Source organism: Paenibacillus sp. WG02, from assembly GCF_055396115.1.
Window position 1 is genome coordinate 2750842 of the sequence record NZ_AP036016.1, and the last position, 17494, is coordinate 2768335.

At 44.0% G+C, this 17494-nt stretch carries 18 protein-coding genes and 2 pseudogenes; 15 read left to right on the plus strand and 5 right to left on the minus strand.

Annotation, left to right across the window (positions count from 1 at the left end; translation table 11 throughout):
* Nucleotides 1-174: 174 nt before the first annotated feature.
* From ACBP55_RS12260 to ACBP55_RS12280, 5 genes are all read left to right on the plus strand, one after another.
* Nucleotides 175-522, plus strand: a complete 348-nt coding sequence (locus ACBP55_RS12260; RefSeq protein ID WP_464651867.1) for a VOC family protein — start codon at nt 175-177, stop codon at nt 520-522.
* A gap of 995 nt (nt 523-1517) precedes the next feature.
* Nucleotides 1518-2801, plus strand: a complete 1284-nt coding sequence (locus ACBP55_RS12265; protein WP_464648396.1) for an IS110 family RNA-guided transposase — start codon at nt 1518-1520, stop codon at nt 2799-2801.
* Between the two features lie 764 nt (nt 2802-3565).
* Entirely contained in the window at nt 3566-4621 is a 1056-nt protein-coding gene (locus ACBP55_RS12270; RefSeq protein WP_464651869.1) for a hypothetical protein, read from the plus strand.
* A gap of 316 nt (nt 4622-4937) precedes the next feature.
* Nucleotides 4938-5150: a helix-turn-helix transcriptional regulator gene (locus ACBP55_RS12275; RefSeq protein WP_464651871.1), complete on the plus strand. Its 213-nt coding sequence runs from the start codon at nt 4938-4940 to the stop codon at nt 5148-5150.
* The gene (locus ACBP55_RS12280; RefSeq protein WP_464651873.1) at nt 5147-5590 is read left to right on the plus strand and encodes a hypothetical protein; all 444 of its coding nucleotides are present in this window, start codon (nt 5147-5149) and stop codon (nt 5588-5590) included. The genes ACBP55_RS12275 and ACBP55_RS12280 overlap by 4 nt, the downstream gene beginning before the upstream one ends.
* A 91-nt stretch (nt 5591-5681) precedes the next feature.
* Here ACBP55_RS12280 and ACBP55_RS12285 read toward each other — a convergent pair whose 3' ends face one another.
* Entirely contained in the window at nt 5682-6041 is a 360-nt protein-coding gene (locus tag ACBP55_RS12285) for an EcsC family protein (RefSeq protein ID WP_464653296.1), read from the minus strand.
* 240 nt (nt 6042-6281) lie between these two features.
* Here ACBP55_RS12285 and ACBP55_RS12290 point away from each other — a divergent pair, with 240 nt between their 5' ends.
* Nucleotides 6282-7010 carry an NAD(P)-dependent oxidoreductase gene (locus ACBP55_RS12290; protein WP_464653297.1) on the plus strand — a complete coding sequence of 243 codons (729 nt, stop codon included), beginning with the start codon at nt 6282-6284 and terminating at the stop codon, nt 7008-7010.
* A gap of 273 nt (nt 7011-7283) precedes the next feature.
* Nucleotides 7284-8090 carry a class I SAM-dependent methyltransferase gene (locus ACBP55_RS12295; RefSeq protein WP_464651874.1) on the plus strand — a complete coding sequence of 269 codons (807 nt, stop codon included), beginning with the start codon at nt 7284-7286 and terminating at the stop codon, nt 8088-8090.
* 321 nt (nt 8091-8411) lie between these two features.
* On the opposite strand, the pseudogene ACBP55_RS12300 reads toward ACBP55_RS12295, so the two are convergent.
* Nucleotides 8412-9453: pseudogene (locus tag ACBP55_RS12300) on the minus strand (LLM class flavin-dependent oxidoreductase).
* A 300-nt stretch (nt 9454-9753) separates the two neighbouring features.
* On the opposite strand from ACBP55_RS12300, the gene ACBP55_RS12305 reads away from it, so the two are divergent.
* Nucleotides 9754-10137, plus strand: coding sequence for a nuclear transport factor 2 family protein (locus ACBP55_RS12305; protein ID WP_464651876.1), 384 nt, complete (start codon nt 9754-9756; stop codon nt 10135-10137).
* A 240-nt stretch (nt 10138-10377) separates the two neighbouring features.
* Nucleotides 10378-11283, plus strand: a complete 906-nt coding sequence (locus tag ACBP55_RS12310; RefSeq protein ID WP_464651878.1) for a phosphotransferase — start codon at nt 10378-10380, stop codon at nt 11281-11283.
* A gap of 210 nt (nt 11284-11493) precedes the next feature.
* Here ACBP55_RS12310 and ACBP55_RS12315 read toward each other — a convergent pair whose 3' ends face one another.
* Nucleotides 11494-11898 carry a VOC family protein gene (locus ACBP55_RS12315; protein WP_464651880.1) on the minus strand — a complete coding sequence of 135 codons (405 nt, stop codon included), beginning with the start codon at nt 11896-11898 and terminating at the stop codon, nt 11494-11496.
* A gap of 1061 nt (nt 11899-12959) precedes the next feature.
* Here ACBP55_RS12315 and ACBP55_RS12320 point away from each other — a divergent pair.
* Nucleotides 12960-13475, plus strand: coding sequence for a hypothetical protein (locus ACBP55_RS12320; protein ID WP_464651882.1), 516 nt, complete (start codon nt 12960-12962; stop codon nt 13473-13475).
* A gap of 22 nt (nt 13476-13497) precedes the next feature.
* Complete coding sequence (locus tag ACBP55_RS12325; RefSeq protein WP_464651884.1) at nt 13498-13764, plus strand: hypothetical protein; 267 nt, start codon at nt 13498-13500, stop codon at nt 13762-13764.
* A 221-nt stretch (nt 13765-13985) separates the two neighbouring features.
* On the opposite strand, the gene ACBP55_RS12330 is transcribed toward ACBP55_RS12325, so the two are convergent.
* Both ACBP55_RS12330 and ACBP55_RS12335 read right to left on the minus strand, forming a co-directional pair.
* A complete protein-coding gene (locus tag ACBP55_RS12330) occupies nt 13986-14345 on the minus strand; it encodes a lamin tail domain-containing protein (protein WP_464653298.1) in 360 nt (119 codons plus the stop codon).
* Nucleotides 14340-15002: pseudogene (locus tag ACBP55_RS12335) on the minus strand (DUF2278 family protein); the annotation flags it as partial. The pseudogene ACBP55_RS12335 and the gene ACBP55_RS12330, both read right to left, overlap by 6 nt.
* Nucleotides 15003-15233: 231 nt before the next feature.
* Between ACBP55_RS12335 and ACBP55_RS12340 the strand changes: the two are divergent.
* From ACBP55_RS12340 to ACBP55_RS12355, 4 genes are all read left to right on the plus strand, one after another.
* Complete coding sequence (locus ACBP55_RS12340; RefSeq protein ID WP_464651885.1) at nt 15234-15764, plus strand: GrpB family protein; 531 nt, start codon at nt 15234-15236, stop codon at nt 15762-15764.
* Between the two features lie 245 nt (nt 15765-16009).
* Complete coding sequence (locus ACBP55_RS12345) at nt 16010-16432, plus strand: DoxX family protein (protein ID WP_464651887.1); 423 nt, start codon at nt 16010-16012, stop codon at nt 16430-16432.
* 93 nt (nt 16433-16525) lie between these two features.
* Nucleotides 16526-16855 carry an ArsR/SmtB family transcription factor gene (locus tag ACBP55_RS12350; RefSeq protein WP_464651889.1) on the plus strand — a complete coding sequence of 110 codons (330 nt, stop codon included), beginning with the start codon at nt 16526-16528 and terminating at the stop codon, nt 16853-16855.
* Nucleotides 16852-17274, plus strand: a complete 423-nt coding sequence (locus ACBP55_RS12355; protein ID WP_173190543.1) for an SRPBCC family protein — start codon at nt 16852-16854, stop codon at nt 17272-17274. Before ACBP55_RS12350 ends, ACBP55_RS12355 begins: the two co-directional genes overlap by 4 nt.
* The last annotated feature ends 220 nt before the right edge of the window (nt 17275-17494 follow it).

Genomic DNA, 17494 nt, shown 5'->3' on the forward strand with positions numbered 1-17494 from the left:
CCATAACAGAGAATGGTTACCAAGTTGCGCCATATCAGGAAGCATTCCATCATATTGAATGGTATCCAGAGTATAGAGTTCAGGAGTCAAATAATGATCTGATGGTTGGCGGAAACAACAAGGAGGAGCTGGTTTTTGATATTTACGTTAGATTATTGTAAAGGAGAATGGGTTATGAATCCTATTAAAAATAATATCGGCGGAGCTTTTATTCCTGTAAGTAATATAGAAAATGCACGTGATTGGTATTGTGATATTTTAGGTTTATCTGCAGATGCTGAAATATTTTTTGGCCACATATACGTTATTCCGATGGATGGCACTAACATTATATTAGATAGTAAGATTTACTCTACAGATAACGTTTATAAAGTGCCAGCATTTCAAATTCGCACGGACGATATAAAGCAAGCATATGAGTTTATGCGGGCTAAGAATGTACATTTAACAACTGAAATCGAGAATGGTCATTGGTTTAATTTTAAAGACCCAGACGGCAACTTATTAATGGTATGCCAGTAATGCTCCACAAAAAGGTTGTTTTAAATACATAAAAAAGTTTTCAAGTACACTTGATTATTCTGTGGCTTTTATGATCACAAGAATAAGAAAGAATCTCACGAGGAAGAGTGCATTGAACTAACGCAGAACGATAGTTCAATAAAACAGCGGCAGTCCAGGACTTTATTTTCTCGTCCATGGCTGCCGCTGTTTTTTTGTCATTCTAATACTTATTTCACAAAAGGGAACAGCTCTGGCTGCTAAGTAGTGTTCGATATCGGCATCAATAGAAAGCCCTGCTTAAGCTTGGGGAATTGCTCTCCTAGCGTTTCGATCGCCGATTCCGGCATCTTTGAGCGCCTAAACATTCCATGCAATCTGACAAACATATTTCTTTTTCTCTTTGTGGAAATTGATTACACATACGAATGCAAAATCGGTTACAGGCTATTGGAGCACGTATTGATCTAACTTGATCGCGAGTTCTCGCTGAGGTATTCTTTTTCATTTCCCGCCTCATCTTGTTACACTTTCCTCCACAACCACATGAACATGCCATATCCACATACCCCTTTCAATTATTCGTAATTTATTTATCGAGTTTGAACTCTATTACATTTCTATTCCGAGAGTGAGAGAATTGATAGAGTCAATCAGCGGAGGCTATTCGTCCAATTTTATAGCGGGAAGCGACTTGGAAGGTTGTAAAAAGGCATTTAAGACAACCAGATTCAATTAACATAGACCATAGTTCAAAAGCCGGCCATCGCAGCCGGCTTAGAATACGCATAAACGCATATATTTTTGTCGTCCGATAACAGAAGTGTAGGAGGACAAGAACATATATTCTTTGCCATAGTGGAGTTCAACGCATAATATTTAACATGGCAGGTCGGTAGCCTGTTGAACCTTCCTGTAGGGCCTAAAAAATGGTCTTTGTCAAAAAAGGAGCGCCTCGGTATGATGGGTTTGTCCACGGGTTTGAAACCCAACACCATCAAGGAGGCGCTCTTATTATGAAGTTTAAGCAATCAGACGAACAAAATCAACGAATAGAACGAATTACTCCATCTCACTTAGTAATTGGCATCGATATAGCGAAGGATGCACATGTCGCACAAGCAACGAACTTTCGCGGAATTGTTCTTTCTAAACGACATCTTACGTTTACCAACAGCAAGGAAGGGTTTGAAAGGTTTGGACGTTGGATTAATGAGTTGCAGCAGAATCACCGTTTGAACAACATAATAATTGGAATGGAACCGACGGGGCACTATTGGTTTAATTTAGCGAATTGGCTGGTAGAACAGGGGTTAAGCGTTGTTCTGGTGAACCCTGTTACGACGAAAAGAAACAAGGAGAATAGAGATAATTCTCCTTCTAAAAATGATCCGAAGGACGCTCTAGTCATCGCGGATGTTGTTAGTAGGGGGTATTACTCTGAATACACAAAGCAATCGCATTATTTTGAAAGGATGCGCGTTATCATGAGTGATCGAGAGTTTTGGGTAGCGAATAGCATACGGCTTCAGAACCGAATCATTCGCTGGTTGGATATTCGTTTTCCCGAATATACGTTAGTGTTTTCAGATTGGACCTGCAAGCGATCCTTGGCGACGCTTTATGAATTCCCTGTTCCAGCAGACTTACATGGGGTGACTACAGCAGAAGTCATAGCAAGCTGGAGAAAGCATATGAAACGAGCTGGCGGAACTACAGGGCTAGAGAAGGCTGCACAGCTCATCGCTTCTGCAGCTAGAAGCATAGGAGAAATTGTAGCTACCCACGAAGCTAAACAGGATTTGCGCCGGCTACTCGATGAGTATTGCCGCATAATCGAGATTCTAGAGATGATTGAGCAAGAAATCTTGGTGCTCCTGGACAAGATACCTTTGGCTCAACAACTTCGCTCCATTCAAGGTCTTGGACCCATCTTCATTGCGGCAATCCTTTCCGGTGCAGGTGATCTAAGTCTCTATTCCCATGGACGACAATTACTGAGAAGAGCAGGCCTGAACCTAGCTGAGAGTATGTCTGGGAAACGGAAGGGGCAGATCGTACTTTCTAAACGTGGAGATGCAACGCTGCGAAAGTATTTGTATTTAGCGACCTTACGTCTTATTGGGAACAATCCGTTATTTCGGAAGTGGCATGAACATAACGTACAGGTAAGGCACATGAAAAAGTACCGTTCTATGTTTAAATTAATTGGTAAGCTAGCACGTATTCTGGTTGGTCTAGCTCAACGAGGAGAGTCTTTTTCTACTGACAAAGCGGTTATACATGACTGTGTAGCTTAAAGTAAATCTATATACGTAGGTTGGTTCATTCGCAGGATTACAAAGAAAGCACGGAGTACCGATTACCCGTTACTTAAGGGCACAGACCCGCATATTGAACTTGATCGGCCTCCACCCCTTGGACAGGTGTAACGAAGGAAGGTAAGGGCATAGACCCGTTGAGATCTGGGAGGGTGAACCCCCGAGGGCATTGTGGAGAAAGCGTGCAGTAATTGGAATAATGAGGAAGTTAAGACTTATCCTCTATTTAAGTATGCCTTCATGGCCGTTCGGTGGTGTCACTACCACTACTATACCGTTATATCCTTTTTACCAAGAGGGTGTAATCCTGCGAATGAGCGAGTAAACGTGAGAAAATCCCTTAATACCGAGGGAGCTAACGGGCAGTATAACGCAATAACAGGGGTTGTATAAAAGGAAAGTCCATCCTATAAGAATTGCAATAATTTCAATTGAGCGGGAATGATTTATGGCGGACGAACTCTTATTTTCTAATTATGGAGTAGAGATATTTAAACGTAATGAAAAATTTTTCAACCGATTTGACGAACGTGGAATAGTTGTTCAAATGCGGGGTGGAGCAGGCCCTTTTTTTCGTCATTGCAGGCAGAATTTTATCGAGCATCTCCCCTCAGATTTCTCGCTAGTTTTTCCTCCCCCCTGAAATACCGCCTCCTCCGCGAATGGTATCAAAGAATAGTAGCTGATCAAACAACACGGAGGGTACAGTAATGAAAAAATGGACAAAGTTGGGGATCGGCCTCTTGTGCGCTACATTGGTTACGTTCGGAGTACGCTCGATTTCGGGCGTTTCGAATGCCGACGAAGCTTCGCAGACCGTGACAGGAACGGTGAAAACGATCGACGCAACCCAAGGCGTAACGGTTTCGACAGACGAAGGCGCTGAAAAAACAGTGCCGCTATCGAAGATGGTATGGGTATTCCTGGATGACCACAAAGCGCAAATGAGCGATCTCGTTACGGGGTTTAAGGTCGAGCTGATCCTGAATGGAAAGAAGCAGGTCGCTTACATAAAAGCTATCTCGATTACAGTGACGGACAAATCGGGCAGCGCGCAGGAACCGGCGACCACAGCTTCGTCAGCACCGGCCGCAGCAGTTGCGTCCGTAACACCTGTAACACCGGCCGCCGGTACGAGCCCAATTACTTCGTCAGCTCCGGTGCAAACCGTTGCGCCAACGGCATCGGCGGATGCCACTGCACCTTGGAAAACGCTACATATCAAGATCGAGGGCAACGGCTTTACCATGGATATCCATGATAAAGGCGATCACAATAACGGCATGTCGATGATCAAAATGAAGCCGAAAGGCCGCGACGGGCTATTCCTCAAAGGCGACGACGCGGAGCATTGGATCCGTACGCTGCTCGCCGGCATCGATCTGAAGGCGCCGAACGTACAGCAGCAAATCAGCACAGCGTTCACAAATTGGTTTGAGCTGAACGGAACCACGCTGAACGTCAACATCGAGGTTGAAGCGAAGCCAGCTGCAGTTTCGGGTACTCCTGCAACATCTGCAAGCACTCCAGAGGCACCTTCGATTACGCCGGAAGCCCCTGTAAGTACTCCGGCCTCACCCTCGACTGTCTCAGTCACTGCCGCTGCAACTGTGAATGCGCAAATCACAATCAGCCCAAATAACAATAACGACGACGATGAAAATCACGACGACAACGAGGACAAACAAGAGCATGACAAGCAAAAGAAGGACGACCACAAGAAAGTTGAAATAAAGATCAAAGAGAAAGAGCATCAGGACAACGGCAAGCACAAGGGCAAGGGGGGCAAAGACGACTAAAATTTTAAGTATAGACCGGCGGATACAGTGAATAACTGTGCCCGGTCTTTTTTTGGCGTCTACCCGCATTATCTGAAAAACACATGCAAGGATGACTGAACGGAGAACAAAAGAGGGGAGTAAGCTTAACCTGCTTCAAATCAAAAATGATTCTCCAGTATGAGAATCGAGGAGCTGCCTCGGCTAGCTCCTTTTTTTCATCACTTGTACAGATGTGCGATTTTTGCAAAGTCAGCTTTACATTATAAGCAAAGCATACTATACTATAAATGCAAAGTGAACTATACATGTGGTGGGGGGATCGAGGACCAAGGCCATGAAGACAAGGATTCAGGAGTTGCGTAAAAAGCATAAGATCAGTCAAGAGGAGCTTGCACTCGCGGTCGGCGTAACGCGTCAGACGATAACTTCGCTCGAGAACGAGAAGTATGTTGCCTCGCTCGTGCTTGCTTATAAAATTGCGAAATATTTTCACTTAAGGATTGAAGATGTGTTTGATTTCAGTGATGTGGAGGTTGAAGGGGCATGACAGAATTTCGGACGGTTTTAACGCGGAGATTAAGATGGCTAATCGGTGCAACCGGTGTGTTTTCTCTGATCGTTATTTTGACTGCGCTATACGGGTATAAGGTCCAAAGCGACGCGGGCGATTTCGTACACGGAGTGCAAGTCGGGATTTTTATCGGCATGCATCTCATAATTTTGTTGGTCGGGAAAAAGTTGCGGACCGCACTGCGAAACGAATCGTTGCTGAAGACGCTATACATCGAAGAGCATGACGAACGGAAGAAGCTGATCATGGAAAAGGCGAATTCTTTGAGTTTGTACGTGACTTTGTTTTCCGTTTCTTTGGCGGCGATTGTATTTGGCTTCTTTAACGTTACGATTTCGATCACTCTGTTTGCAGTACTGATCGTGATCCTTCTCACAAGGATTTCCACCAACCAATATTACAATCGAAAGTTTTAAGAAAAAGCAACTTTCGGCTGCCTTGATCATTCCGCTAACGAGGAACGCTAGTTGAATAAAAGACGCGATTTCAGCCGGTCGAAATGATTTATCATGATCGGGTGGGGCGTAATTTCTTCGATGACGGCTCCGAAGACCGGCCATAATCTCTGTAGACGCGGGAGGGACGGCGTTTCTCCGGTCGCATATACAGACTCCGAAAACTCCGATGGCGGCTGCGACGGCGGAGGCGATTAACCCCCAGTCTCATAGCCTCGTTCAATCTTCGCAACCGATAAGCGTTCGTAGCGGATTCACCTAGCTCCTTGAGAATGGTGTAAATCGCCCAAGCGCCCGCCTCCGCTCCAATCCCCGGCACCATCTGCTGCATTTTCCGAAAGTCGATTGCGTCGCGATATTCCTCTGGAACGTCTGGTATCCGAAAAGAAATTAGTTTTTTTGTTGACCGGATTGCAAATCACTTGTGAAATTTTGTTAAGTGTTTGCCCTGGCAGATTTTGCTATTTACAGTCAATATTTCTTTACGATTTTTGCCGTGGACAACATGGATAACCCTTTCTGCTTAATGCTTACTTTTAAGTAAGGACCCTACATTAAAGTGGGTTCTTATCAAGATTTTTAAATGATGCTAAGCTTGAGTCAATCCAGAGATGAACTATCGGGAGTCATTTATAAAAGGGAGGACAAAATGATGAAAATTATTGTTTTCGGAGCAACAGGAAATACGGGAAGAAGAGCGCTGGAGCAAGGGGGTAAAATGGGACATGAAATGACAGCATTCGTGCGAAACTCTGAGAAGTTTTATGAACAGCAAGGAGATCGTTCAGCAAAACATGTGAAGGTGGTCGTGGACGATATCATAAACCCAGTAAGCGTCGGCGAGGCGCTCTCGCATCAAGACGCCGCTATTATTGCTGCCGGCCATGCAGGTCAAGGAGATGAGTTCGTTCGTCTCGTTGATAACATTATAAGCCAATGTGAAATCCACTCTAGTTTTTCCGGGAGGGTATGGGTAATGGGAGGTGCCGGCCTGCTGGATATTCCATATACTGACCTCATTGGCAATAATCTGCCCGGCTTCCCGCCCGCGTATAAAAATCACAACCGGAATTTTGAACGACTCCTACAGTCTGAGCTCGATTGGTCAATTATGTGTCCGGGAACTATGATTGATTCGATAGAGCCTCCGGCGTCGGTTCATCTGCATGTGACAACGGAGACCTTGCCCATATCAATTCCGAAGACGATCAAGGAATTTTCCGAGGCCGATATAGCCGGTTACTTGTTCAGCCGGCTTCAAGAGCTGGATGTTGCTTATGATGATGTCGTGAAATGCATGCTGGACCATATCGAGCTCGGAGGGCCTTTTAAGAGAAAAAGGGTCGGTCTCGCCTATCAAAGCGATATTCCAGTGAGCTAAGTGACAAAAACATTGTCCGAATCAAGTCCGCGTAAATCGTGGGCTTTTTTATTTATCGGCTCAAGTTCTTGTCAATTGACAATGTCAAGAACTTGAGCCGATTGCCGATTTGTGACAAGAACATTATCCGAATGCCGACAAGTTAAAATGGACCGCTCCGCTAACGGGCAGGATAACTTGGAAGAAAATAGAATATTTATTGTAAGTTGGCCCTTGGAAACGATGAATAAATCTGGTGGGTTAGAAAATTTGAATATTGAGGAGGGCATCGGCATGGACAAGAATTTTGTTTATAGAACAAACATTGTAGGCGGTAGTGAGGTTGTCGCCATCTCCGTTGACATGGATAAAAGTGCTATTCATGAAACAAACAGCTTATTTTGGGATACAAAAGGAAATGATGTTCTAGGAGCAACCGCACTTCCTTTTTATGGGGCATTTGTCTCAGAAGAAAAATGCCAGTTTTTTAGCGATGTTTCAGGAAAAAAGGTACTGGAGATAGGCTGTGGAAGCGGTGAATCTTTAAAGTATCTGGGGGAACTCAAAGCATCTGAACTTTGGGGCATGGATATATCAGAAAGTCAAATCGAAAAGACAAGGCAGCATTTGACGGCTTGCGGTCTTTCAGCCAAATTAATCTGTTCTCCCATGGAAGAAAAATGCGGCATACCCGAGGACTATTTTGACTTTGTTTATTCGGTTTATGCCATAGGCTGGACCACCGACCTTGAGGGTACTTTTTGCAGGATTGCATCTTACCTAAAAAAAGACGGTGCATTTATTTTCAGTTGGTCCCACCCCATACACAAATGTGTTGTTGATGAAAATAATACGTTTGTTTTTAAAAAATGTTATTTCGATGAATCTTGGTATTCGTCATCTCTTGACGAAAGTACGCTAACATTATCGGACCGTACACTATCAACCTATGTGAATGCGTTGGCTAAAGCGGGCTTTTTCATTGAGCAAATGATTGAGCAGTCTGATGATGAAATTATTCAATCACGGGGTAACAGCAAATTTGCAAAAAAAGCAAAGATGCTTCCTGTAACTTTTGTAATCAAAGCAAGAAAACGATAAGAGAATAGTATAAGTATTCGATATCCAAACCATTAAAATCAAGCATAAATGAGGGACGATTGTTGAAGTAACGGATAACAAGAGTTCAATATTAAGATGAAGGCAGCCGGTCAAAGTTGATCGGCTGCCTTTGCAATTAAATCCAGTTTTAGAAAAAAGTGAATCAATATTATGGGGATATCTGGTAATATGGATAAATAATTAACTCAGGGGTTTACACCTTGGTTCGGACCCATTGCTGAGTGATGGACCGCAATGCTTGCCTCCACGTGCTGCGAACGCTTCGTGAATGCCGATAAAAATCGGCATTCACAGCCAAGCTCACCCCTGCGAGGCCCCGCGAGCAAGCTCCTTGTGGACGATCGGCGCGACCTTCGTGCCGAGCAGTTCGATGGTGCGCAGCAATTCGTGGTGCGGCATCGTGCTGACGTCCACGTGCAGGAGGAAGCGCGTTAGGCCCAGGTTCTTGCGAAGCAGCACGATCTTCTCCGCAACATACTCGGGATCGCCGACGTAGAGCGCTCCACGAAGGCTGCGGGCGGCGTCGAACGATTCGCGGGTGTATGGCGGCCAGCCGCGCTCGCGCCCAATAGTGTTCATCTGGGCTGCCGTCGACGGGTAGAACAAGTCGGCGGCCTTCTCGGTCGTATCCGAGATGAAGCCGTGTGAATGCGTCGCGATCTGCAGCTTGCTTACGTCGTGTCCGGCCTTCGCGGCCGCTTCCTTATAGAGGTTGACTAGAGAAGCGAACCTCTCCGGCATGCCGCCGATGATCGCAAAGACGACCGGCAATCCTGAGAATGCCGGCGCGAATCGCGGACTCCGGATTTCCGCCGGTTCCAATCCATACGGGTAACGGTTCCTGTACGGATCGTGGATAGACGCCTAGGTTGTCGATGGCGGGGCGGTGGCCGCCGCGCCAGCTTACTTTCTCCGATTCGCGGATCGCGAGCAGAAGCTCCAGCTTCTCCTCGAATAGTCTGTCGTAGTGGTTCAAGTCGTATCCAAACAACGGGAAAGATTCGATAAACGAGCCGCGGCCTGCCATAATTTCCGCCCGTCCATTGGACAGGCCGTCTAAGGTGGAGAAAGCTTGGTACACACGAACCGGATCGTCCGAAGACAACACGGTCACGGCGCTCGAGAGCCGGATTCGTTTTGTCGTGGATGCGGCAGCGGCCAGAATAACGGCTGGTGCCGAGCTCGCGTAATCCGCGCGATGATGTTCGCCGATCGCATAGACGTCCAGACCGACTTGCTCGGCCAGATTAATCTCCTCTACCGCTTGTCGGAGCCGTTCGGCGTGAGTGACGCCGCCGGCTCTCGGAGCAGCCTCGAGGAATGTGCTTAGTCCTATTTCGATTGAAGAAGTCGTAAGATCGGACATAATGATTCGCTCCCTTCTAGATACACTTATTATACTTTATATTTTAATGTAACTCAATAAAAGTAAGTTAAGACGGTTATCAGCTGGCGTGACGTACATAATATCGGTACCGGAGCCACCCTCTTAACAAAGAATAAGCAGGCTGCCGATGATAAGCTCGGCGGCCTGCTGTGCTAACGGGCAGGATAGTTGCAATATATGGTAATATTACATTGAGAATAAGTTTCCTAGGTAAACAAGGGTATCATCTTTTATGTAAAGGAGAGGAGTATGGTTATGGTTAGTAAAGAAATAAGGGACATAATTGAAAATTATCTTGAAGCATACAATTCATTTGAAATTGAAAGAATGATTGAACTCTTACATAATGACATAATATTCAGGAATATTTCCAATGGAGAAACTACAACGGAGACCAGAGGAATACAAGCATTTAGGGAGTTGGCAGAACAGTCGTCAACGATGTTCTCCAGCCGTCGCCAGACAATTACCGATTACAGTGTTATAAATGACAAAGTAGAGGTCGGAATCGATTATGAAGGTATTCTTGCCGTGGATTTTCCTAATGGATTAAAGAGTGGGGATAAGCTGCAATTAAAAGGAAAGACAACATTCGAGATTAAGGAAGGAAAAATTTCATTGATTGAAGATTACAGTTGAGTACACCACACGTTTTTTAAGCTAACGGCGAACGTTAGTGAAGGAGCTTGCCGTTAAGGGGGCTCCCTTTCATATTGAAATAACGGAAGGGTTGATGATTTGGATACATGTTATTTGTTAACTGGGAAACCTCGCGTGGGGAAATCAACAGCAATAAAAGTCAACGTATTGCGAGTGTTGATAGTGAAATACAGCTATGGTGCTAAGATATTTTTATATCTTAATTAAGGAGCTGTTGTAGTGTCGGAGAAAGGCAAACTTATTTCACAAGTGTTATTAATAGCAGAGAAAGCTGGATTAACTGACATTACACCTATTGAGCTTAGTAATGGTGGGAACCTGATCATTCACTTGGCTCCCCATCCGATTGTGTCCCGAATAGCCACTGTCATTTCAAAAGAAGATGCAGAGAACGCATACAAGATACTTGATCGAGAGTTACGGGTTGCACGTCACCTCCAATCCAAGAAAGTCCCCGTGTTATTACCTACTGACCTGACTAATGCAGGACCGTACGATGTTGGCGGTACATGGATGACGTTTTGGAAATATGTTCCTCCCATACAATTAGAATCACCTTCACCCAGTGAAGCCATTGAATTGATAAACGGACTTTCAAGAGCAATGAAAGACTTCGCTGACGAGCTTCCTGTGCTTGGTGTTTGGGAGCGGACATGTCAATCGGCTGTTAGATTGAGTAAACACTCCGATCAGCGTATACAAGCACTATTAAATGTGTTTCTAAGGGTAGATGAACAGATACGGCTCGAACCAAGTTTACTAATACCGTGTCATGGAGATGCCCATAGAGGAAACTTATTACCAAGTCCTGAAGGTTGGGTCTGGTCGGACTTTGAGGATGTATCATTGATGCCCGCATACTGGGACCTAGCTTCATTTGTTGGTAATCTTGCATTATTCGGAGGAATTCAGGAGCCAACCTTTAGTTGCATATTGGACCATATCGACAATGGCACTGATCTAAAAGCCTTTGGATTTGCTATAACCGCACGTATACTAATGTCTACAATAGGTAATTTGGATTTTGCCCTTGCAGGTCACGGAGACTTGGAATTTGCAACTAGACAGCTAGAACTGGCGGAAGATTTTATACGTCAGATAGACCTAATAATTGGAGTGAAATAGAGGGTATGATTGAACTAACGGGTAATGATAGCACAATTACAAATAGGCTGCCAGCATCAGCGAGGGTCGCGAAATAGATCCATTTCTCAATAAATAATGAAGAACCTAGATAAAATGAAGAGACCATAGCTCGTTGCTATGGTCTCTTTCTATGAAGCGGTCAGTAAAATTACTAATAACGAAATTCGCCTCACTCACTTCAACTGTCCGTCAACGCCTACCGCTGAACCGTTTGATCGCTTCCTCGGTCACCGGCGTGAAGAGGTTAACCAGGTTGCCGTCGGGATCGCGAAACAGTACAGCACGGTTCCCCCACGGCATCGTAGTTGGTTCCTTTACCCACTCGTCGACAAACGGCTTCAAGCGCTCGTATTCGGCATCGACATCGTGGACGCGGAACTCGATGATGACAGTGTGATTGTCGGCCGCCACTGCGGAACCAGCGCCGAACAGTTGCACCGTCTGGGAGTGGCCGATCGCCAGGGTGCACGATGGCACAACGAGTTCGGCAAAGACGGGCGCGGGGCGTTCCGCCGAAACACCCATGACTTTCTCATAGAACTCGACGAGACGATCCACGTCGTCGGTAATGATGCGTACAGAAGCAAAATTCACGAGATACCATCCTTCCTATAATAAATGATACAATACCGTATCATATCATTTTGGGCCAAAATACTTCGCATGTATCTCCCTCTCCTTTACGATTACTTACTCCGATTATAAAAAAACACTACTGACAACAGTATGTCAGTAGTGTTTTAACATTTTTTGGGCTTCCTCCAGAATTCGATTTCGGAATGCATCAGTACACGATAGGATGTTGCCGCGTTCCCCGATCTCAACCTTAGTGTAGCTGTTCAGCAAGTCCATACCGGTCGAATAGCCTTGCCCGGACAGCTCCTTCATGCAGCACTGGTACGTTGGCCAGTCGTGGACGAATTGGTATGAGTAGCTGTCGCCCTCGTCCTCGCCCAAATGGATAGTTGAAAGGATATTAGCCGGAATACAGAATAAGCAATGGGATTAACTGGCGTTACGCTAACGCAGAACGATAGCTGAATCATTACATATGAGGCTACAGCGGTTCCGGATATTTGACGAAAACACAAAATGACTCACTTAGATTTAAGATTGCCTTCTCACACATCATAGAACCTTCGTTATTTATAACCTTTGAGGCAAAGAATAATAATAGTTAAAATTATTACTCCTATAATTAATAAAGGGCCGATACCTGAGCTATACACAACGTATATTTTAATATAAAGGATGGCGTTCACAATAAGAACTATTAATAAGGAGATACACAAGAAAATGATAAGACGTATGTTCTTATTTCTATTCAAAACAACCAGCCCCTTTATATAGAAGGTTATTTATACAGTAAGGAAAAAAAACCAAGCCATAAAAGTTATTAGAAATTAGTATAGAAAATTTTAAGCATAATGGCGTCACCATTTTTATAAATTTTAGTCTATTTTAAAACACTATGTGAACCACATCTTGTACTATTATGGAAAGCGTAAAATGTTTTTTCTTCAACTAAACTGTTCCGTAATTATGCCTCAATGGATGGATTTAAAAATTGATGGTGACTATTCAAATGGAACTATTTGTAAATTATAGTGTAAAAAATACTAAAGGAATTTTTAATAGGATTTGGGAGGTTGGCTTTGACGAGGATAACATTAACTTTAATTGCCACTATACTTATTTTATTAGCTGGTTGTAAAAATAATGAACCTACAACTACCGAACTTCAGTGGTTCAATACAAAAGATAAAGCAATTGAAAATGGACTAATCAAAGAAGGGGTTAATAGATCTTCGATTTTGTCCTCTGAGAATGTTAATGGTGAAACAATTATTTTTTATGAAGGTCATAATGCACTTGGGGTGGCAAGTATTGCAGAGAGTCCAAAGGGATATAGCTGGTATCGAAGTCAAGCATATACAGGTTTTCAAGGGCAAGATGTGCCTTATATGACAGTTGGCTTTGATTTTCAAACATATAAAGGACTGAAAATTAAAATAATAGCGGGAAAGATTTACGATAATACGATTCAAAAAATGTTATTAAAAGGTGACGGAAGTAATAGGGAATTATTGATTTATGGTGATTTACGATTATTTTTTTCAGTTCATGAATCACCCTTTAATATGCTTGAAGTCGTCCCAGTAAGTTATTGAAAAAGGGATTTTTGTAGGTGATATGTGGAAGGAAATTAAGGCAGGTCAAGATTACTTAATATTCGCCAGTCAGCGTGAAGGGCATTTAGAAGCTAATTTATGTGGTAAATCCAAGCTTTGGTCAGAGGTAAGCCAAGAACAAATAAATGAGCTTGGCACAGGTAAGCCGATAATTGGACAGCTTGTGAAGAATGGGAATCATTTATACTGGTTTATGTTCGGTTTCTTGATAATTGCAATTGGCGGTTATATATTAATACGATTTTATCGTTCTCAGAAGCAAAGATAGTCGATATCGGCAGCTTGTTAAACTAACGCAGAGCTATATCAGGCGCTGCATTGAAGCAGCTCCTTTTTGATTTCATTGAAGTAAAGGGAGAATAATTCATCGAGATTTAAACAATATCATGCTGGGAGAGATGACACTTCTATAACGAAAAAATCCGCAAAAAAATAAAGAACCGTCTTCCAAACTATGAATTGGAAGGCGGTTCTTCTATTAGCAAGAACTCAAAAGAGTATCGTCCAGCCTGGTTTCACTTGATGCTCCGTATATGAGACTCCGGCGATTTTTAGGCCGTTACGGTCGAGAAGAGTAATAATATCACCCTTGTCTCGGAAGAATGCAGGTTCAGCTACTGGGATAGACATAAACTGTCCGGGTTCGATGATGCCATGAATTTTGTGCTTTTGTTTAGCCTTGTTTGCGATGACCCACCCTGTCAAGTCAACGGCCCGATTCGAAGCATTCAGCAGTGTGACCGTTTCGCTGCTGCTGTCTTCAGTCAGCACGACAACCCCCGCGATTCGAATGCTGTCGTCTTCCACCTGAACCGGCGTTATGTCGGTATTAGGTACTGGTTTCTCCACAGGGCTAGTGATTACGTGTCCCGATTTATCGTCGGTGTGCCATGACTGGGACTGAAAAGCGAGGAATACAGCGATCCACCTGTCTTCCGACGGGAAGTGAATCAGCAGCCCCCCGTCCTGGTAGACACCGTCGTCTTTCGTAAATGTGCCACTGTTACCTTGATTCATATGAATATCGTGAATGCCGTTGCCGGGTTCGAATCCAAAAATTTTGTCCGTCTTGCCGCGTTCAGGACCCCATCTTTCACCGAATGCATACAGAACGGCATCATCTGTTTCCATCGCGCGTCTGATGTAGAAGTCAAGCTTCTCGTTCAGATCGTTATCCCTTCCCGGTATGTTGAAGGCAAGAGGTAACATGTTGCGGCGATCGAAGAGATTGCTACGAATATAATCTAGTGCCTGTCCGTCAGGCTTACTTGCCAGCGGCGAAAAACCAAATGGCATAGCAGATAATTCGGCCGTCGTGACATGCTGAAAATTTTCAATCGTACAGTACAACAGCTCGGATGGGCTCATCTGCGACTTGACATTGATCGCTATGCGGAAGTGTTCGTTATTTGCGATAGCGTGCACCTGGTAATGCGGGTTCTCGTTTGTGCCGAGACGCCGATCGCGTACTTTGCATTTGAGCAATCCGTAGGGATGGATGGGCATAATGTTCCTCCTTTAATCCGGACTCGAAAATGTCCGTTGTTCACTCAATTAACCTTTCCACTTAAGGGGAATAATTCCTCTTTCGAATCGTTGTAATTTTTTGTAAACCATGATACACATACAAAAAACACGATGTCGGATTCGATGAAACCGGTGGCCATTACAGCTTATTGGCTCTAGATCGCTACAAAAATCTAACTAAGGGTGTAGGCTGCCAGGTTTAGCATTGGGTTGTTCAAAATTTCATTGGTAACAGAATACAACGATAATTGGAAACAGAAGTTTAGCGAGGAGTCTCAAAAAATAAAGGGTATTTTTGGTGATGGGTTAATCGACATTCATCATATAGGTAGCACTTCAGTTCCAGGGTTAAAATCCAAACCAATCATTGATATCATGCCAGTAGTAAAAGATATTGAAAAAATAGATTCGCTAAATGAGCGAATGGAAGAACTTGGTTACGATTGTATGGGCGAGCTCGGTATGAAAGGAAGAAGATATTTCCGAAAAGGCGGAGATAATCGCACGCATCAAGTGCATGTGTTTCAAGGTGATAATAAGGAAGATATTACTCGCCATTTGGCGGTAAGGGATTACCTCCGAACGCATCCCGGTGAAGCAAATCGTTATGGAGATTTAAAAGAAAGCCTCGCCAAACAGTTTCCAAGGGACATTGAAGCTTATATGGACGGTAAAGATGCATTTGTAAAAGAGCTAGAAAGGAAAGCGCTAAGTTGGTACAAAATGGGCAACCAAAACTGAGTCATGATCAAAAAGCTTCGGCATTATCGCGCCGAGGCTTTTTAACATTTAGTCAAAGAGCCAAATGGCATAAAGTATTGTCACACATTGCTAACTAACGTTTTCATGCGGAGTTTAAAAATGTTGATTGACAGGACACTAAATGGTGTCATATAATCAAAGTGACACTAAATGGTGTCCAATTAGCAGTTAGTCATGTGTAACCTGAATAGTTTCACTTGAAATGATTATGAGGAGGAAACAAAATGAGTACGATCATTGGTACGAAAACAACCGCGAAAGTAGAAACCGAGTCCCGAGGAAAAATGATTGCTTATTGGTTCGTCACATTACTGCTCGCAGCATCTATTACGTTAAGTGGTATTGGGCAACTGATGCGATATGGGGGAAATGTCGAGTTAGTGACCAATATTGGTTTCCCATTATACGTCACGAACATTCTCGGGAGTTGGAAATTACTTGGAGTCATTGCTATCGTCGTGCCAGGTTTTCCTCGGCTTAAAGAATGGGCTCATGCTGGTATCTTCTTTTTAATGACCGGTGCGGCTTTATCTCATGTATTTGCTAACGATTATGGTGATTACGGGTTTCATATTATCCTTCCGCTCTCATATGCTGCACTAAATATCGTCTCGTGGGCGCTGCGTCCGAAGAGCCGCAAACTTTAAGGAGGTGGTAAAATCAACGGCTCTCCCTTTGTACCACCAATAAATTTCAACTACAAATAATACTACAGATAATAATATTTTGGAGTGGGTGCAATGAGCGAGAACAACCAGTTGCGAGATGTGTTTGACGCGATTGCAGATCCAACTAGGCGGCGACTGATTCGTTTGTTAGCAGAGGCAGAGGAGATACCGCTTCATGAGTTAACGGCACAGTTTCCAATGGGCCGTACAGCAGTATCTAAGCATTTGACAATCCTTAAAGAGGCAGGACTGGTACTTGATCGAAAAGTCGGCAGAGAAACGCGATTTAGGTTAAACGCCTCTCCACTCAGAGAAATTCAAGATTGGGTGGCTTTCTACAGCAATTTTTGGCGTACGAATATGTTGCGCTTGAACCAACTATTAGAGGAGGAAGAAGAATGAGTTTAACATTAACCTTGGATTTTCAATACAAGACATCGACTGAGAAGCTTTGGTCCGCCTTAACCGATTCAAGCAAGCTTGCCAAGTGGGTTGCCAACATCCACACCGGTCAGGCGATGGATAATGATTTTAAGCCCGTCGTAGGACACCGTTTTCAGTTTCGCACGCAGCCGACCGAATGGTGGAATGGAATTATTGACGGTGAAGTGCTCATCGTGGACGCACCAAACCAGGTGTCCTATACCTGGGTCAGCGGAGGAGAGAAGCACACGGTCACCTGGACGCTGCAGGATTTAGGGGACGGTAAGGTTAACCTTCATCTCGAACAAACCGGAATCTCAAATGATCAAGCACTCGCAGGCGCTAAGTATGGCTGGGGGAAATGGTGCGGCGAGCTTGAAAAGGTGTTGGAACAATAGCCGCAATCGAAACAGAGCCATGGCAGGATTCCTGCTGTGGCTCTGTTTTCACTTGCCGATGTGCAAGATATTGGAATTATGGTAGGTAGGAAACAGGTACAATTGGATAGACTTTTTACCATATGTATTCGCGGTACTCTTAGTGTTTATTAGTGGTTATTTAATAAAAAATAAAATTAATCGGTAAGAGGAACGATAACTTCATAAAGGAATCTTGCAG